The following is a 12,579-nucleotide window of genomic DNA, read 5'->3' on the forward strand; positions in this document are numbered from 1 at the left end:
CGTTTCAACCACGCAATCAGCAACTTGGACAACATTAACGAGAACGTGAATGCGTCGAAGAGCCGTATCAAAGATACTGACTTCGCGAAAGAAACAACGGCAATGACCAAATCACAAATTCTATCGCAAGCGTCAAGCTCAATCCTTGCGCAAGCGAAACAAGCGCCAAACTCAGCGCTAAGTCTGCTAGGTTAATTTCAAACCTAAGACGAGAACCTCATTGGCTCGTGGTGAGAGATGAGCGAGTAAACCCAGCTTCGGCTGGGTTTTTTTCTGTCTTTTGGGGCCCCAGGATTTCTGCGAATCACGACATTAGAGCTTCATCACATTTCAGTAAGCCAAAGAAAATAATCGCAAAAAATTGAAAATTTCTTCTAAAGGATATTCATCGGTCGCCGTTAAAGGGACTGAGAGAAATGAGATGTACCTAAGTGAGGTGAGAGACACGACGGTACATTCACTAAAGCCTTAAGGAGATCAATTATGGCGATTAACGTTAATACTAACGTTTCTGCGATGACTGCACAGCGTTACCTAAACCAGGCAGCTGACGGTCAACAAAAATCAATGGAGCGTTTGTCTTCGGGTTATAAAATCAATAGCGCGAAAGACGATGCTGCAGGTCTACAGATTTCAAACCGCTTGAATGCACAAAGCCGTGGCCTAGACATGGCAGTGAAAAACGCAAACGACGGTATTTCTATTGCACAGGTTGCTGAAGGTGCAATGAATGAATCTACCAACATCCTACAACGTATGCGTGATCTTTCGCTTCAATCTGCGAACGGTTCTAACTCAAAAGCAGAACGTGTAGCGATCCAAGAAGAAGTAACAGCGCTAAACGACGAGCTAAACCGTATTGCTGAAACTACCTCTTTCGGTGGTAACAAGCTTCTAAACGGTACTTACGGTACTCAATCTTTCCAAATCGGTGCGGACTCAGGTGAAGCAGTGATGCTTTCTATGGGTAACCTACGCTCAGACACTTCAGCAATGGGTGGTAAGAGCTACGCAGCAGAAGAGGGTAAAGACGCATCTTGGACTGTTGGTGAGAAAACAGAGTTCAAAATGAGCTACACCAACAAGCAGGGTGAAGAGAAAGAGCTATCAATCAGCGCTAAGCAAGGCGATGATATTGAACAGCTAGCGACATACATCAACGGTCAAAACGATGATGTAAAAGCCTCTGTTGGCGAAGATGGCAAACTACAAGTATTTGCTTCTTCTCAAAAAGTTGAAGGTGATGTTGAGTTTTCTGGCAACCTAGCAGACGAGATCGGCTTTGGTGGTCCGAAAGACGTAACAGTGAAAGACATCGACGTAACCACAGTAGCTGGCTCTCAAGAAGCAGTAGCGGTTATCGACGGCGCTCTTAAGTCCGTAGACAGCCAACGAGCTTCACTCGGTGCTTTCCAAAACCGCTTCAACCACGCAATCAGCAACCTAGACAACATTAACGAGAACGTTAACGCGTCTAAAAGCCGTATTAAAGATACTGATTACGCGAAGGAAACCACTGCGATGACTAAGTCGCAAATTCTTCAGCAAGCAAGTACTTCAATCCTGGCTCAAGCGAAGCAGTCTCCATCTGCAGCGCTAAGCTTGTTGGGCTAAGTGGTAAACCCAGCCTGAGGTCAACACCTTAGTGCTGGGGCACCAAAGCGATAGATTCTATCGTTAGCCCATAAGGTGGAAGGGAGATTGTAATGGATATATCCTCCTACGCATCGAACATCCAGCCTTACGGCACGCCAAATGGCACAAAGTTTGCAAATAAAAATGGCAATGATATAGGCACGTCTAGCCCAGCAAATTCAAATGGTGAGATTTCGCCGCAAAAAGCGAAAAACACCGAATACGACTTCTCTGTTCAAGCTGCGATCGAGATGGCTGAAAGCCGTCAAGAACTGAACAAAGAAGAACGTGAAAAATTGGTCGCACAAATGAATGAATTTGTCACGTCCATAAACAAAGGAGTCGCATTTCGAGTGGATGAAGAATCCGGACGAGATGTGGTGACGATTTATGAAGCCAATACCGGTGACGTGATTCGTCAAATTCCTGATGAAGAAATGCTAGTGGTATTGCGTCGCCTAGCTGAGCACACAGCCAACAGCGGGTTGTTGACTGAAAAAGTGTAAGTCGTTTTTAGAGGTGATTTGATGAGTTTAGGCCCTTTGGGGATGTCTGGCGGCATGGATATTAATTCCATGGTCAGCAAAATTGTGGATGCCGAACGCGTACCAAAGCAGCAACGCATCGACAACGAGCGCACGACAATTAACGCCAGTATCAGTGCTTACGGGCGACTCAGAGAATCATTGGATACGATGAAAAATCTCATGGCGAACTTTCGTCAGGAGAAAGCATTTGCCGTTCGCACCGTCGAAACGACCAATGACAATATTGTATCTGCCACGGCAACCACAGATGCTATCGCTGGCAAATATGCTATCGATGTGTTGCAGCTTGCTCAGAGCCATAAAGTCGCTTCTGACGTATTGCCAGAAGACGCAAAATTTGGCCCTGGTAAGCTGCAGATTTCGCTTGGTGATGAGCGTTTTAATATCGATGTTCGTTCCCGATCTAAGCTCATCGATGTCGTACGTGGCATCAATGGCGCTAAAGATAACCCTGGCGTTCGTGCATCTCTTATTAACGACGTCGAAGGTCCACGCCTTATCCTTGCTTCTAACCTCTCTGGTAAGGATCATCAAATCAGAGTCAGTGTGGAGGCAGAAAAAGGCAACCCTCTTAAATATTTCGAATACCAAACACTTGAAGACCGCGTCAACGCGCTTGAAGAAGCTCGTTCAGCGGCGGAAGATGTCTTAGGTCCTCTTAAATTTCCGGAACAACCAGCAGAAGAGCTGGATGCAAACGGCAATCCTCTACCTCCAGAAGAGCAAAAAGCGGCAGACGATGTACAAGATGATGCATCGCAAGCGCCAATCTCTGCGGCGGGGGCAGAAGCAGCCAAAGCTGGTCAAGAAGCCATTGATGAAGCCAACCGACGCGCGAGTTTACGCCCTGAAGACAGAATTCCAGGGTGGACAGAAACTGCGTCAGGTACTTTGTTGGACTCTTATGAAGAACCAGAGCTCGAACTCGACGAAAAGGCAATAGAGAAGGCACCAGATGTACCAGGCTGGAATAATGCCGCATCGGGCACCCTAACCGATTCTTACGTTACGACGAAAGAGGCTAAGCAGCTTCTTGAGCAAGAAAAAGCGGAAATCGAGCAAAAAATTGCGAGTGAAAAGCAAGCGTTAGACGAAAAAGTGGCACGTGGTGAACTTTCCGAAGCGCAAGCTAAGCAAATTCATCGCGCTAAACTTGATCCTCAAGAACGTGAGCGTCTGGAAAAAATTGATGAAGCAGAAGCGAAAATCGCAAAGGCACAATCTGCTTTTGAAGAATACCTTGGAATGACAGAAGTACAAGCAGGGCAAGATTCAGAAGTTCTGCTTGATGGCGTGGCAAAGCTATCTAGCCACAACAATGTGATTGAAGATGCGATCGAAGGTGTTGATTTAACACTAAAAGGCAAATCAGAACCGAATAAACCGCCTGCTGAAATTGGTGTCGAGTACGACCGTCAAAGTGTACGCAACGATATCGAAAACTTTGTGGCAGCGTATAACTCGTTTTATCAAACCTCCCAAGCGTTGGCGAGTGTGGATCCGGTAACTGGTCAAAAAGGGCCGTTGTCAGGTGACAGCACCGTACGCAGTGCAGATTCACGATTAAAATCGGTCTTTTCTACTCGAATCGATAAGGCGCCTGAAAACCTAAAGTCCTTAACAGAATTTGGCATTACGACCACACGTCAAGGCACACTAGAAATCAACTATGACATGCTAGACCGCCAGTTGAACAATAACTTCAACGAGTTAGAAAAGTTCTTCGGTGGCAACACAGGTTTTGCTAAACGAGTAGAAGATGCGATTCACGGTATCACAGGTATTACAGGCAGTATTCGTACTCGAGAAAAAAGTCTCACAGAACAAAACTACCGTTTGAGTGACGATCAAGCGGCATTAGATCGCCGCATGGAAAGCCTAGAGAAGCGTACTCATGCGAAGTTTACCGCGATGCAAGATGCGACCGGTAAAATGCAGGGCCAGTTGGGCGCTTTGATGAGTGCGTTGGGTTAATAAATGCAAAAAGAACTCATGGAAATTAGTGATATAGATCAACTAATTACGCAAGAATTAGAAAAAATTGATTTTAATGCTGAAGAAATTCTTCGCTTGGTCGATATCAGGGAACGGTTATTGCAAAACCTGTTACCAATTATTCATCAAAATCCTTTGGTTAAGCAGGATGCAGAGTGGCAAGCATTGCTAACTCGTACCAAAAGAATTGTCGAGCTGATGCAATCGGAAACGTCAAAGGTCGGAAAAGAGCTCCATAAGTTTCGTTATGGCCAGCGTTCACTTCAGCAGTACAAAAAATTTATTTAAAAGAGGATTACTATGCGCGGTTCTTTGCAAGCATACAAAAAGGTATCAGTCGACAGCCAGCTTAGCGCGGCTTCTCCGCACAAAGTCATTCAAATGCTTATGGCTGGTGCGATTGAGCGCCTTATTCAAGGTAAAGCAGCCATGCAAGCAGGCAATATTCCAGCAAAAGGTGAGCGCTTGGGTAAAGCGTTAGACATCATTATCGCGCTACGCAGCTGTCTATCTATGGATGACGGTGGTGATATTGCTTCAAACTTAGATTCACTGTATGAGTTTATGATCACGCAAATTTCTGCTGCTAACCATCAAAATGAGCCTCAGCTGATCGACGACGTTATCGACATTATCCGTGAGATCAAGTCCGCTTGGGACCAAATCCCAACAGAGTTTCATAATCTTACCGCTGCTGAAGTTGGTATTTAATAGTCAAAACAATGTGTTAAGATACTAGACGAATATATTTGTCAATTGCGCAACGAGTTGTGTAGCAAAGTTTCTATCAAGCTCACACCTCTCCATTGCTTGGTTGCCTTATTTTTATATTCAAATAAAATAGAAGCCATTAGTAGCCCTAATGGCTTTTTTGTTGCTGATTTTCCTATTTTGTCTATCGTAAATTGAGTGTGGTGGTTCTGCCTTCTTTAGCACCCAATTGCGCAAATCAAGGTTTGGCCGCAACGCACCTAAAATAAAGGCAATCATTCTTACTTATGCATGGTTTGGCAAAGCTGCTTGTAATTGATGATGACGCATCAAGTCGTTTAAATTTAAGCAATATATTGGAATTTGTTGGAGAAAATTGCGAAGCGGTCAGTTCTGATCAGCTCAGCGATGTTGATTGGTCTAGCGTATGGTCGTGCTGTATTGTTGGTAATATTCCAGCAGGTCAAGCGGCGAGTACGGTTATCTCTCATTTAAACAGCGCTTACCACATCCCTCTTCTAGTCATGGGCCGTTTTCCTTTGCCTGTTGATGATCTTCCAAATTTTGTTGGTGAACTAGAGCTCCCGCTTAATTACCCACAGCTTAGTGAAGCGTTACGCCACTGCAAAGATTTTCTGGGGCGAAAAGGAGTGAATGTTGTTGCTAGTGCGCGCAAAAACACGCTTTTTCGCAGCTTAGTTGGTCAAAGTAGAGGTATTCAAGAAGTTCGACACCTGATTGAGCAAGTATCAAACACGGAAGCAAACGTGTTGATCTTAGGTGAGTCCGGTACGGGTAAAGAAGTTGTTGCGCGTAACATCCACTATCATTCTTCATACCGCGATGGCGCATTTGTACCTATTAACTGTGGTGCAATACCGCCTGAGCTCCTAGAAAGCGAATTATTTGGTCACGAAAAAGGCGCGTTTACTGGTGCGTTAACTGCCCGTAAAGGTCGATTTGAGCTCGCAGACGGTGGCACTATCTTTCTTGATGAGATTGGCGATATGCCAATGTCGATGCAAGTAAAGTTGCTTCGTGTATTGCAAGAACGCTGCTTTGAACGTGTAGGTGGCAATAGTACCATCAAGGTAAATGTTCGAGTGGTGGCGGCGACACACCGTAATCTAGAAAATATGATTGAAGAAGGCACGTTCCGAGAAGACTTGTTCTATCGCCTGAACGTGTTTCCAATTGAGATGCCAGCGCTGAAAGAGCGCAAACAAGATATACCATTGCTGCTGCAAGAACTGATGACACGTTTAGAGGCGGAGGGCGGACAACCTATCTGCTTTACACCTCGTGCAATCAACTCACTTATGGAGCATAACTGGCCGGGCAACGTACGCGAGTTGGCTAATCTTGTTGAGCGAATGATTATTCTGTATCCAAATAGCTTGGTGGATGTAAACCATCTACCAACCAAATATCGCTACAGTGACATCCCAGAGTTCCAACCAGAGAGCAATCCATTTGTTTCGGTGGAAGAGCAAGAGCGTGATGTATTCCAAGATATCTTCTCTGAAGATTTTAGCTTTGAAGATCAAGACGACCTTGATCACAGCATGAACGCCCCGCAAGCGCTGCCACCGGAAGGGGTTAATTTGAAAGAGCTGCTGGCTGATTTAGAAGTTAATATGATCAGCCAAGCATTAGAAGCGCAGGGTGGCGTTGTTGCAAGAGCGGCCGACATGCTGGGTATGCGACGTACTACGCTGGTGGAAAAAATGCGTAAGTACAACTTACAGCGCTAGGTAAAGTGAAGTTTTAAGACGATATCTGAATAATCACTTGGGCTGGTTAACATCGCTTTTCTGGCATCCAAAACCGTTATCTCTGAGTGTCAACTTATTGTCGATAGCTTAACGTCCTGATAAATATAAAAAATAGCTTGGTACGCTAATTGCTTGCCAAGCTATTTTAGTTTTAGCGGCGATATTTCGACAGGCAGTAATGGATAACAACACCAATCAATCCCATTTAGATTCCGTAGAGAATCAGGTTGAGCGCTACAAACAGGTGCTCGATGTGATGCCTGCTGGAGTGATTTTGCTCGATACGTACGGAGTAGTGCGTGAAGCAAATCCAGAAGCGCACCGAATTCTCGAGATTCCACTGGTTAACGAAAAATGGTTCAACGTTATCCAGGCGGTGTTTGACCCACGTGAAGATGATGGCCATGAAGTTTCATTACGTAATGGCCGTAAAGTTCGACTCGCCATCTCGGCGTCCACAACAGGTCAATTGATCCTGATTACCGATTTAACCGAAACCCGTTTACTTCAAGCTCGTGTCAGTGATTTACAGCGCTTATCGTCGTTAGGACGTATGGTTGCATCGCTTGCTCATCAAGTAAGAACGCCGCTGTCGAGCGCTATGTTATATGCATCCAATTTGGGAGCGCCAAATCTTCCTCCAGCGACAAAAGATCGCTTCCAAACCAAATTAATGGATCGACTGCACGATTTGGAAAAGCAGGTTAATGATATGCTGCTTTTTGCTAAAGGTGGTGATAATAAAGTCATTAAGCCATTTACGATTGCCCAGTTGGTAGCGGAATATCAGCCGATGGTCGAAACCGCGCTAAAAAACAACAGTATTGATTACTGCCTAGAAGTGGAAGAAGAACAAACTGAACTACTAGGCAATGCGAACGCCATTGCATCCGCATTGAGTAATCTGGTCATGAATGCGATTCAAATGTCTGGTAAAGAATCGCAAGTCGATATTTTTTTCCGCCCGGTAAATGGTGAGTTACGCATTTCTGTGCAAGACAGCGGACCGGGAGTGCCCGAAGAACTGCAAGCCAAAATTATGGAGCCATTTTTTACCACACGTTCTCAAGGAACTGGATTAGGGTTGGCAGTTGTTCAAATGGTTTGCCGTGCCCATGACGGTCGATTGGAACTTATTTCAGAGCAGGGTGATGGAGCCTGCTTCACCATGTGCATTCCGCTAGAGCGAGTGCAAACAGAAGCGCAATAAGCGGCTTTTGGTAATAACAATTTCTGGAGAATCATAATGGCGCAAAGCAAAGTGCTGATCGTAGAAGACGATGAAGGTCTTCGTGAAGCCCTAGTCGATACTCTGGCTCTGGCAGGGTATGAGTGGTTGGAAGCGGACTGTGCTGAAGATGCACTGTTAAAGCTGAAATCGAATACGGTTGATATCGTCGTTTCTGATGTGCAAATGGCGGGTATGGGTGGCTTAGCTCTGCTCAAAAGCATCAAGCAGAATTGGCCTAACTTACCAGTATTGCTAATGACGGCGTACGCCAACATTGAAGATGCCGTGTCTGCAATGAAAGATGGCGCGATTGACTACATGGCGAAACCATTTGCACCAGAAGTGTTGCTAAATATGGTCAGTCGTTATGCACCGATAAAAAGTGATGACAACGGTGATGCTATCGTTGCTGATGAGAAAAGTCTGCGCTTACTCGCGTTGGCCGATAAAGTGGCGCGTACAGATGCGAATGTTATGGTGCTAGGTCCGAGTGGCTCAGGTAAAGAAGTGATGTCGCGTTATATTCACAACGCGTCAAATCGTAAAAATGGTCCTTTTGTCGCAATTAACTGTGCCGCGATTCCTGACAATATGCTCGAAGCAACACTGTTTGGCTATGAAAAGGGCGCATTTACTGGTGCTGTTCAGGCATGCCCAGGAAAGTTCGAACAAGCGCAAGGTGGCACAATCTTGCTTGATGAAATCAGCGAAATGGACTTGAACCTGCAAGCGAAGTTATTGCGTGTTTTGCAAGAGCGAGAAGTAGAGCGCCTAGGCAGTCGCAAAAGCATCAAGTTAGATGTTCGTGTGTTAGCGACGAGTAACCGTGATCTTAAGCAATACGTGTCAGAAGGAAACTTCAGAGAGGACTTATATTACCGCCTGAATGTATTCCCAATTGCGTGGCCTGCACTTAAAGAACGTAAAGGCGATATTGCACCGCTTGCCAAGCATCTTGCTGAGCGTCATTGCAGTAAAATGGGCATGCCAGTGCCTCAATTCTCGACCGTTGCGTTAGAAAAACTATTGCAATACCCTTGGCCGGGTAATGTTCGTGAATTGGATAACGTGGTTCAACGAGCGCTGATATTAAGTGAAAATGGCGACATCGATGCTGAGCACATTTTGCTTGAGGGCGTAGATTGGCAAGATGCCAATAGCTTACAACACGTGGTGCAAAATGCAGATATGGTCGTGCCCAATGTTAAGCCAGTTGCTCAAGCTGAGAGTGTCAGCCGCCCAGTAACTGGTGGAGAAGGCTTAGGCAGCGAGCTGCGCGATCAAGAATACGCCATTATTTTAGAGACTTTGGTTGAGTGTAATGGTCGACGCAAAGAAATGGCGGAGAAACTGGGTATAAGCCCTCGAACCTTGCGCTATAAGCTTGCCAAAATGCGTGATGCTGGTATAGATATCCCGAATTAACACAGACAACGGCCATAAGACGAAAAGTGTAAGTAAATTGATTGCTAATGTCTTATGGCACGTTAATTGCTGTGTCAATAATCAGTTTTGTTAATAGTCAATCTTTTGGCTTAGAGGTGCTAATGAAAATTGATGGTATTCAGGCAGAAATGCGCGCCATGATGGTAGAAGCAACCAATACGGCTCCTACTGCAAGTGGGGCGAAAGTTGGAGCGGATTTTAACGATCTCCTAACTAAAGCCATCAATAACGTGAACACACTTCAAAAAGCATCTGGTGATTTACAAACCCGTTTTGATCGTGGTGATGCCGATGTATCCCTTTCTGACGTTATGATCGCTCGTAACAAGTCTAGTGTCGCTTTTGATGCGACGGTTCAAATTCGCAATAAACTCGTTGAGGCATATAAAGATCTCATGAACATGCCAGTGTAATTTAGGTAATAAGTGTGGCAGACAAGTCTACAGATTTAACCGTCACTGAAGGCGGCTCAGATGGTGCACTGGTAGCAAGTTCCGATGTGGATGTGGAGAGTCAAAATCCAGATCTAGAGGAGCGCAGTGCGTCAAAATTCGATATGGCAGTGGGCGACCTCGATTTACTTCGTCAGGTTGTGCTTGTGCTGTCGATCTCCATCTGTGTTGCATTGATCGTGATGCTGTTCTTTTGGGTCAAAGAACCGGAGATGCGCCCACTTGGTGCGTATGAGACCGAAGAATTGATCCCCGTTCTGGATTATCTGGACCAGCAGAAAATCAATTATAAGCTTGATGGCAATACTGTTTCTGTTGAATCGAGTGAGTACAACTCGATCAAACTTGGCATGGTTCGTTCCGGCGTTAACCAAGCTACAGAAGCAGGCGATGATATTTTGCTGCAAGACATGGGTTTTGGTGTTTCACAACGTCTCGAGCAAGAGCGTCTCAAACTCAGTCGAGAGCGCCAATTAGCTCAAGCAATTGAAGAAATGAAGCAAGTTCGCAAAGCACGAGTGTTATTGGCACTGCCAAAGCACAGCGTGTTTGTGCGTCATAACCAGGAAGCGTCTGCGTCGGTATTTTTGACATTGTCGACAGGCACGAACCTTAAGCAGCAAGAAGTGGATTCTATTGTCGACATGGTAGCGAGTGCCGTGCCGGGAATGAAAACTTCTCGAATTACCGTCACAGATCAGCATGGCCGCTTACTCAGCTCAGGCTCCCAAGATCCCGCTTCTGCGGCGCGACGCAAAGAACAAGAATTAGAACGCAGCCAAGAGCAAGCGCTGCGCGAAAAAATTGATTCCGTACTATTACCCATTTTAGGTTATGGCAACTATACGGCGCAGGTTGATATCCAAATGGATTTCAGTGCGGTTGAACAAACTCGCAAACGCTTTGATCCGAACACCCCTGCGACCCGCAGTGAGTACGCACTCGAAGATTACAATAACGGTAACATGGTAGCGGGTATTCCGGGTGCGTTGAGTAATCAGCCTCCAGCGGATGCCTCAATTCCGCAAGATGTGGCTCAAATGAAAGATGGTTCTGTCATGGGGCAGGGTTCAGTTCGTAAAGAGTCCACGCGTAACTTCGAGCTAGATACCACCATCAGCCACGAGCGAAAGCAGACCGGAACGGTGGCTCGTCAGACCGTTTCTGTTGCGATTAAAGACCGTCGTCAAGTTAACCCTGATACGGGTGAAGTGACTTATACCCCAATGTCCGAATCTGAAATCAATGCCATTCGCCAAGTATTAATTGGTACCGTCGGCTTTGATCAAGGTCGTGGCGATTTACTGAATGTATTGAGTGTAAAGTTTGCTGAGCCAGAGGCTGAGCAGCTAGAAGAACCACCAATTTGGGAGCACCCTAACTTCAGTGATTGGGTTCGTTGGTTCGCAAGTGCATTAGTGATTATTGTGGTTGTGTTGGTTCTGGTTCGCCCAGCAATGAAGAAATTGCTTAACCCTACCAGCGATGATGAAGACGAAATGTACGGACCAGACGGCTTGCCGATTGGTGCGGATGGTGAAACTAGCTTGATTGGCAGTGACATCGAAAGCAGCGAACTGTTCGAGTTTGGCTCAAGTATTGATTTGCCAAACCTTCATAAAGATGAAGATGTATTGAAAGCGGTTCGCGCTCTGGTTGCGAATGAACCTGAACTGGCTGCTCAAGTAGTGAAAAACTGGATGAATGACAATGGCTAACGATATCGTACCTCAAGATGACAACGCCGCGGGAATGCCAGTAGAGCTGGATGTTTCAACCATTACTGGCGAAGAAAAAGCGGCAATTTTGCTACTGAGCCTTAATGAACAAGATGCAGCTGGCATTATCCGTCACCTAGAACCAAAACAGGTTCAGCGTGTTGGTAGTGCGATGGCTCGCGCGAAGGATCTCAGCCAAGACAAGGTATCTGCTGTTCATCGTGCGTTTTTGGAGGATATCCAGAAATACACCAACATTGGTATGGGCAGCGAAGACTTTATGCGTAATGCACTGGTTGCCGCTCTTGGTGAAGACAAAGCCAACAACTTAGTTGACCAGATCCTACTTGGTACGGGCTCAAAAGGTTTGGATTCTTTGAAATGGATGGACCCACGCCAAGTGGCGAGCATTATTGTCAATGAACACCCACAGATTCAAACTATCGTATTGTCTTATTTAGAAGCAGACCAATCTGCAGAGATTTTGTCTCAGTTCCCTGAGCGCGTGCGTTTGGATCTGATGATGCGTATTGCCAACCTTGAAGAAGTTCAGCCATCAGCATTGGCAGAGCTGAACGAAATCATGGAGAAACAGTTCGCGGGTCAAGCGGGTGCACAAGCAGCCAAAATTGGCGGCCTGAAAGCAGCAGCGGAGATCATGAACTACCTAGACAACAACGTCGAAGGTTTGTTGATGGAACAAATTCGCGATCAGGACGAAGACATGGCGACGCAAATCCAAGACCTAATGTTTGTCTTCGAAAACTTAGTCGAAGTGGACGACCAAGGTATTCAGAAGTTGCTGCGTGACGTACCACAAGACGTGTTGCAAAAAGCACTCAAAGGTGCAGATGACTCGTTACGTGAGAAAGTCTTCAAGAACATGTCTAAACGTGCTGCTGATATGATGCGTGATGACATAGAAGCGATGCCGCCAGTACGAGTGGCAGATGTAGAAGCCGCTCAGAAAGAAATCTTAGCAATTGCCCGTCGAATGGCGGATGCTGGTGAGCTCATGTTGTCTGGCGGTGCTGACGAATTCTTATAATTTCTATTGCTTCGCAATTA

Annotated in this window: 12 protein-coding genes; all 12 read left to right on the top strand. The window is 45.8% G+C overall.

From position 1 onward, the window contains the following. The coding region (locus R7Q09_RS00005) for a flagellin (protein WP_031855108.1) at positions 1-195 on the top strand (195 nt) is incomplete at its 5' end. A gap of 288 nt (positions 196-483) precedes the next feature. Then, entirely contained in the window at positions 484-1,614 is a 1,131-nt protein-coding gene (locus R7Q09_RS00010) for a flagellin (RefSeq protein WP_005380449.1), read from the top strand. Positions 1,615-1,706: 92 nt separating this feature from the next. Next, positions 1,707-2,141 carry a flagellar protein FlaG gene (gene flaG / locus R7Q09_RS00015; RefSeq protein WP_005384493.1) on the top strand — a complete coding sequence of 145 codons (435 nt, stop codon included), beginning with the start codon at positions 1,707-1,709 and terminating at the stop codon, positions 2,139-2,141. A gap of 21 nt (positions 2,142-2,162) precedes the next feature. Further along, on the top strand, positions 2,163-4,157 hold the full coding sequence (gene fliD, locus R7Q09_RS00020; protein WP_047102855.1) for a flagellar filament capping protein FliD: 1,995 nt from the start codon (positions 2,163-2,165) through the stop codon (positions 4,155-4,157). 3 nt (positions 4,158-4,160) lie between these two features. Beyond that, positions 4,161-4,466, top strand: a complete 306-nt coding sequence (locus R7Q09_RS00025) for a flagellar protein FliT (RefSeq protein WP_005380456.1) — start codon at positions 4,161-4,163, stop codon at positions 4,464-4,466. A gap of 12 nt (positions 4,467-4,478) precedes the next feature. After that, a complete protein-coding gene (fliS, locus tag R7Q09_RS00030) occupies positions 4,479-4,889 on the top strand; it encodes a flagellar export chaperone FliS (RefSeq protein ID WP_005380457.1) in 411 nt (136 codons plus the stop codon). A 287-nt stretch (positions 4,890-5,176) separates the two neighbouring features. Next, entirely contained in the window at positions 5,177-6,643 is a 1,467-nt protein-coding gene (locus R7Q09_RS00035) for a sigma-54 dependent transcriptional regulator (protein ID WP_005384490.1), read from the top strand. A gap of 199 nt (positions 6,644-6,842) precedes the next feature. Continuing rightward, positions 6,843-7,874 carry a sensor histidine kinase gene (locus R7Q09_RS00040; RefSeq protein ID WP_005380459.1) on the top strand — a complete coding sequence of 344 codons (1,032 nt, stop codon included), beginning with the start codon at positions 6,843-6,845 and terminating at the stop codon, positions 7,872-7,874. A gap of 36 nt (positions 7,875-7,910) precedes the next feature. Further along, positions 7,911-9,320 (top strand): sigma-54-dependent transcriptional regulator, encoded by a 1,410-nt coding sequence (locus tag R7Q09_RS00045; RefSeq protein WP_005394318.1) that lies wholly within the window; start codon positions 7,911-7,913, stop codon positions 9,318-9,320. A gap of 122 nt (positions 9,321-9,442) precedes the next feature. After that, positions 9,443-9,754 carry a flagellar hook-basal body complex protein FliE gene (gene fliE / locus R7Q09_RS00050; RefSeq protein WP_005384482.1) on the top strand — a complete coding sequence of 104 codons (312 nt, stop codon included), beginning with the start codon at positions 9,443-9,445 and terminating at the stop codon, positions 9,752-9,754. A gap of 14 nt (positions 9,755-9,768) precedes the next feature. Continuing rightward, positions 9,769-11,511, top strand: coding sequence for a flagellar basal-body MS-ring/collar protein FliF (fliF, locus tag R7Q09_RS00055; RefSeq protein ID WP_005380462.1), 1,743 nt, complete (start codon positions 9,769-9,771; stop codon positions 11,509-11,511). Continuing rightward, entirely contained in the window at positions 11,504-12,559 is a 1,056-nt protein-coding gene (fliG, locus tag R7Q09_RS00060; RefSeq protein ID WP_005380470.1) for a flagellar motor switch protein FliG, read from the top strand. The genes fliF and fliG overlap by 8 nt, the downstream gene beginning before the upstream one ends. Positions 12,560-12,579: the final 20 nt, after the last annotated feature.

This window comes from Vibrio sp. 2130-1, from assembly GCF_033339515.1.

Excerpts from the sequence above, each read along its gene's own strand:
- R7Q09_RS00010 (WP_005380449.1), top strand. The coding sequence starts at position 484 with ATGGCGATTAACGTTAATACTAACGTTTCTGCGATGACTGCACAGCGT.
- flaG (WP_005384493.1), top strand. The coding sequence starts at position 1,707 with ATGGATATATCCTCCTACGCATCGAACATCCAGCCTTACGGCACGCCA.
- fliD (WP_047102855.1), top strand. The coding sequence starts at position 2,163 with ATGAGTTTAGGCCCTTTGGGGATGTCTGGCGGCATGGATATTAATTCC.
- R7Q09_RS00025 (WP_005380456.1), top strand. The coding sequence starts at position 4,161 with ATGCAAAAAGAACTCATGGAAATTAGTGATATAGATCAACTAATTACG.
- fliS (WP_005380457.1), top strand. The coding sequence starts at position 4,479 with ATGCGCGGTTCTTTGCAAGCATACAAAAAGGTATCAGTCGACAGCCAG.
- R7Q09_RS00035 (WP_005384490.1), top strand. The coding sequence starts at position 5,177 with ATGCATGGTTTGGCAAAGCTGCTTGTAATTGATGATGACGCATCAAGT.
- R7Q09_RS00040 (WP_005380459.1), top strand. The coding sequence starts at position 6,843 with ATGGATAACAACACCAATCAATCCCATTTAGATTCCGTAGAGAATCAG.
- R7Q09_RS00045 (WP_005394318.1), top strand. The coding sequence starts at position 7,911 with ATGGCGCAAAGCAAAGTGCTGATCGTAGAAGACGATGAAGGTCTTCGT.
- fliE (WP_005384482.1), top strand. The coding sequence starts at position 9,443 with ATGAAAATTGATGGTATTCAGGCAGAAATGCGCGCCATGATGGTAGAA.
- fliG (WP_005380470.1), top strand. The coding sequence starts at position 11,504 with ATGGCTAACGATATCGTACCTCAAGATGACAACGCCGCGGGAATGCCA.